Source organism: Arenibacter troitsensis, from assembly GCF_900177645.1.
Lineage (GTDB): Bacteria > Bacteroidota > Bacteroidia > Flavobacteriales > Flavobacteriaceae > Arenibacter > Arenibacter troitsensis.
In genome coordinates, this window is sequence record NZ_FXAO01000021.1 from 1 (window position 1) to 4697 (window position 4697).

The window sequence follows — 4697 nt, forward strand, 5'->3', positions numbered from 1 at the left end:
AGGGACCTTTTCCGGTTACCTGGACCTGAAAGAGGACATAGAAAAAGTGATCGGGACCATTGGAGAGGCCACTGACCTGGTATATGAACGTACCGCCGACAACAAAATAACTATAACCAATTAAACCAATGCCCAATTCAAATAATAAATTTAAAGAGTAAGGATCTATAAAAAAGATAGGAGGATGTTTGCCCATCCGCCGGCCGTGAAAAAATTAACATTGATGTACCAGAGCAGCATTAATTTACCAAGAATTAATTTATTACAAATGGGGTTATCCCTCTTTCATGGGTTGGCTAATACATTTAATGTGCAGTCAAAAATGATAGTTAAATGTGATGGGAGTTTTACAATATGTAGTATGTAGAATTTCTATTTCGAAGTCAACGTTTAAATTTAATAAACATAATTAAGATACCTAGATGTATTTCATGTCAAAAGCTCAAATTTCTTTTGGTCTTAAATGGTTTGTCAATTTCTTGCATACTTTTAAGCTTTTGGTGCTGTTTATTATCCTTTGGCTTTTTATGTCCCTGGAATTACAAAATCCAACCCCTAGAAAAGAAAGGGCATTTGTATTCTTCACTAAAGATTCCGTACAGCTTGAAGTGGATTTACTTTTTAGTGCCAACGACCTGCCCGTAAAATATTACAGTTTCGTGGTTACACCGGTTTGTGAGGAAGGGGTATGCTATAATTTGGTTGCCGAGGTATACTGGGACCTTTTAGGTAATTTCTTGGATTACGCCGAAGTGCCTTTAGATCCTTTAACAAAATTTGACCATGTCAAGTTCACGAAGGAGGATCATGATAAAATGAAGGAAATTTTAATGGATAAAACCTCCTTACTGGCCAATTACAAGGTCGAGGATTTGGTAGATCACAGTATTGAAATTAAATCGGAGGTTATAGACGGTGTTGCAGGCGCCACCTACAATTCACTTAGTGGGGCTGTGGTGCGTGGCGCTGTTTATAGTTCCCATACATTGTGGCACATAGTAAATGGAGAATTGGCAGATAAAATTGCGGCTCATACCGAAGCTTTGAGGAGCGAAGAGGTACTTGTTTCTATGTTGGATTCCGATAATTACCATCAGCAATTCTATGCTTTGAACAAGGTTGACGTCGGGAATGAAAAGTATACCCCAAAACTTATTAGATTAATTACCGAAGGTGATGCATATGTGCCATTTTTTGCAATTGAAAAAATACCGGATTGGGCTTGGTCATCTGCCAAATATCAATCCAAAATAATTAGCCTGTTAAAAGAGGTAGAATTCCGAATGCAAAATGAAATACTTAATAGGTTTAACAATAAGGTATTAGATGAGAATGCTACAACTTTTTTGGCCTCTGCCTTGGATTCTCTAAATAGGTCCCAATTAAAGAAGGCATTTAAAATCCTCTATGATAATAGGGGGCAATTAACACCTAAATCCATTGAAGAAATAGCAGAGCTAAAGAATTACGGGAAAAATGAATTTTCAAAAGAGGCTGAACAATTTCTAACTTCCATAGCAAAGGAGGGACGGCTTCTTTCCCCATAAAATTTAAAGAGAAAAAACCAATTTAGAATTATAATAAGTAAAGGAATGACAAAAAGAAGAGGATTTATGAAAACCATTGGATTGGGGTCCAGTGCTTTTTTAATGGGCCCTATAAGCGTTTTTGGCAAGGATGCAGCGGAAGGGATGCAATTATTGGGGAAGACTGCCGCTGATTCCAATAAAGTCCAAGCCTTTGTAGATACTGAGGCCTACAAGAAAAAATTTTATGAAACCGATATCCTTATTGCTGGGGCCGGAATGGCGGGAATATGTGCAGCTTTGGCCGCGGCACGAAATGGTAGCAAGGTAATACTTATCCAAGATAGATCTCGGTTGGGTGGCAACGCTAGTAGTGAAATAAGAATGCATATTTCTGGAGCCAGCCAGTTGAACCAAATATGGAGGGAGACCGGCATTTTGGAAGAACTGGTTTTGACCGAAGCCGTTCAAAATCCACAACGCTCTTATGAAATGTGGGATTTTATTTTGTACGACAAGTTGATCTCTGAAGAGAATATAACCCTATTACTGGATACAGCACTATATGACGCTGAGGTAATAGATGGAAAGATCAGTCAAATAATGGCGCTTTGCTCACCCACAGAGGAAATTTCTGTTATCAAGGCCAAATTCTTTGCCGATTGTACAGGTGATGCGACCTTAGCGGCACAGGCGGGTGCATATTATATGCGTGGAAGGGAAGCAAAATCAAAATGGGGAGAATCCCTGGCCGTAGATGTTAAAGATCAAAAAACAATGGGAAACAGCTTATTGTTTACCGCAAAAAAATATGATAAAAACATGCCTTATACTCCTCCTAAATGGGCCAGGAAGTATACGACCAAGGATTTTTTGCACCGAAATATTTCAACCTATGAATATGGTTATTGGTGGTTGGAACTAGGAGGGGAAATAGATATTGTTCGTGATGGACAACAAAATAGAAAGGATCTTTTAGCAGTGCTATTTGGAGTTTGGGATTATATTAAGAATTCTGGAAATCATCCGGATTCGGAAAATTGGGCGTTGGATTCCATTGGGATGATTCCAGGAAAAAGGGAAAGTAGACGTGTTGAAGGCGATTATATCATGAAACAGGAAGACGTACAAGCAGCAACCTTGTTTGAAGATAGAGTTGCCTATGGAGGTTGGCCATTGGACGATCATCCTCCTGGGGGAATGGATACCACTGGTGAAGTCCCCTATGTTTCTATACCATTAAAAGGTCCATATTCCATTCCTTTCAGATCATTATACAGTAAAAACATTGCAAATCTGTTGATGGCCGGTCGAAATATAAGTGTTTCACACGTGGCCTTGTCTTCCACCCGGGTAATGGCTACCTGCAGCACTCTTGGCCAGGCCATTGGAACTGCAATGGACTATTGCAATAAAAATGGGATGTTACCTACTGAACTAGGAAATAGTGCCGAGCATATTAAAAAACTTCAACAAATATTACTTAAACAAGACCAGGCACTTCTTGGTGTAAAAAATGAGGATAAAAATGATTTGGCGAGATCTGCCAAGATTTCAGCTTCCTCTGAAACTGAGGATGGCCGTGCCATAAACGTAATTGATGGGTATAATAGGGAAGTTGGCGATGGCAATACCCATAAATGGTGTGCCAATATGGAAAATAGTGAGCAATGGATAATGCTGAGTTGGAAAAAACCAGTCAAAATCAATAAAATCCAGCTAATGTTTGATACCGGATTAGATCGCTTTTTGCGCCTTTCTGCACAAGACTGGGTAAATGACAACCAAATTCGGGGCCAACAACCTGAAACTGTGGCGGATTATAGTATTGAAGTAAAAGGCAAAAATATTGACAAAGTACTCCTCAGTAATGAAAATAATTATTTAAGACTTGTTAACCATAGTTTTGATCCTGTTGAAATAAAGCAATTGAAAATTAAGGTAACAAGGACGAATGGTGATCCCTTAGCCAAGATTTTTGAAGTGCGATGTTATCAGGAATAAAGGAAAAAATTTGAAGTAATCCTTTTCTTTAGTGTGATATCAGGAATTTTGATGTGAAGTATTGGGCCGTTTCCTTGATTAGGGAACGGCCTTTAATTTTGTTGTAGTAATACCCCACATTCCAATTAGTATTTGAGAGTTTGTAACCCTTCCATGGGGAATGTAAAATTATACTTCACAATTAAAAATAATTCATAATTTACTTGTAATGAGTATTGAAGTTTAATGAGTCAGTTCCTGGAAATTTGTTTAACCTGCCCTTTTTTTTAAATGTTTAACCCTTTTGATTATATTTGGTTAATACCCTTTTCCGAACAATTTAATGGCTCAAATGATGATTTAAGACATTAGGTTCTATAATTCAATAACTTAACTAAAAAGTCTCAATTAGTTCTAGGAGAAATAGTTGAAAAATAGTGGTAGGGTAGTTTTAATAGGTTCTAAAAGCGGTAAAGTGGAAAGTACGGAGGGGGATTTCTTGTAATGGGCATATGGATATCAAAGACCAAAAAAAAGGTAGTTCCGAAAAATTAGAAATAATATATTGGAATAAAATACGACAAGGTGATACGGCTGCTCTCGGACAGTTGTATGACCAATTCGTTGATATTTTATTTGCACATGGCATGCGTAAGGACGACAACAGGGAACATGTGATGGACTGTATTCATGATTTATTTTTGGATGTATATAAATATAGGGCCAAATTGTCCTTTACGGATAATGTGGAATATTATTTAATAAAATCCTTGAATCGGAAAATTAATAGGCAGTACAAGAGGAAAGACTTTCCAATAGAAATTGATGGCAATAAGTTAAAGCAAAGTCTAGTCAAAAATCACACAGAATCCATTGAGGAAGATATAATCCGGGAAGAAGGGATAGCTGAAAGGACAATTAAACTGCAGGAGGCTCTGGATACTTTGACACCAAAACAAAAGAAAGGACTATACTTGAGATTCGATCAGGAACGAACATACGAGGAAATAGCAGACATAATGGATATATCCATCGAAACTGCAAGAACTACTATTTACAGAGCGATTAAAGCTTTACGAAAACACCCTTTTTTACTGGGGGTATTTATCAAAATCATTTTTTTTTAATATTTTTTTTGTCAATACTGTCTATATAGGGAGTAATATTTACTTATAGTATTGTAGGGGG

General features: G+C 37.4%; 3 protein-coding genes. All 3 read left to right on the forward strand.

Going from position 1 to position 4697, the window contains the following annotated elements:
- Positions 1–431 precede the first annotated feature (431 nt).
- The 3 genes from B9Y87_RS21695 to B9Y87_RS21705 all read left to right on the forward strand — a co-directional run bounded on the left by B9Y87_RS21695 (position 432) and on the right by B9Y87_RS21705 (position 4636).
- On the forward strand, positions 432–1547 hold the full coding sequence (locus B9Y87_RS21695; RefSeq protein WP_085501046.1) for a hypothetical protein: 1116 nt from the start codon (positions 432–434) through the stop codon (positions 1545–1547).
- Between the two features lie 45 nt (positions 1548–1592).
- Positions 1593–3530, forward strand: a complete 1938-nt coding sequence (locus B9Y87_RS21700; protein WP_085501047.1) for an FAD-dependent oxidoreductase — start codon at positions 1593–1595, stop codon at positions 3528–3530.
- Positions 3531–4021: 491 nt separating this feature from the next.
- Positions 4022–4636: an RNA polymerase sigma factor gene (locus B9Y87_RS21705; RefSeq protein WP_085501048.1), complete on the forward strand. Its 615-nt coding sequence runs from the start codon at positions 4022–4024 to the stop codon at positions 4634–4636.
- Positions 4637–4697: the final 61 nt, after the last annotated feature.

Excerpts from the sequence above, each read along its gene's own strand:
- B9Y87_RS21695 (WP_085501046.1), top strand. The coding sequence starts at position 432 with ATGTCAAAAGCTCAAATTTCTTTTGGTCTTAAATGGTTTGTCAATTTC.
- B9Y87_RS21700 (WP_085501047.1), top strand. The coding sequence starts at position 1,593 with ATGACAAAAAGAAGAGGATTTATGAAAACCATTGGATTGGGGTCCAGT.
- B9Y87_RS21705 (WP_085501048.1), top strand. The coding sequence starts at position 4,022 with ATGGATATCAAAGACCAAAAAAAAGGTAGTTCCGAAAAATTAGAAATA.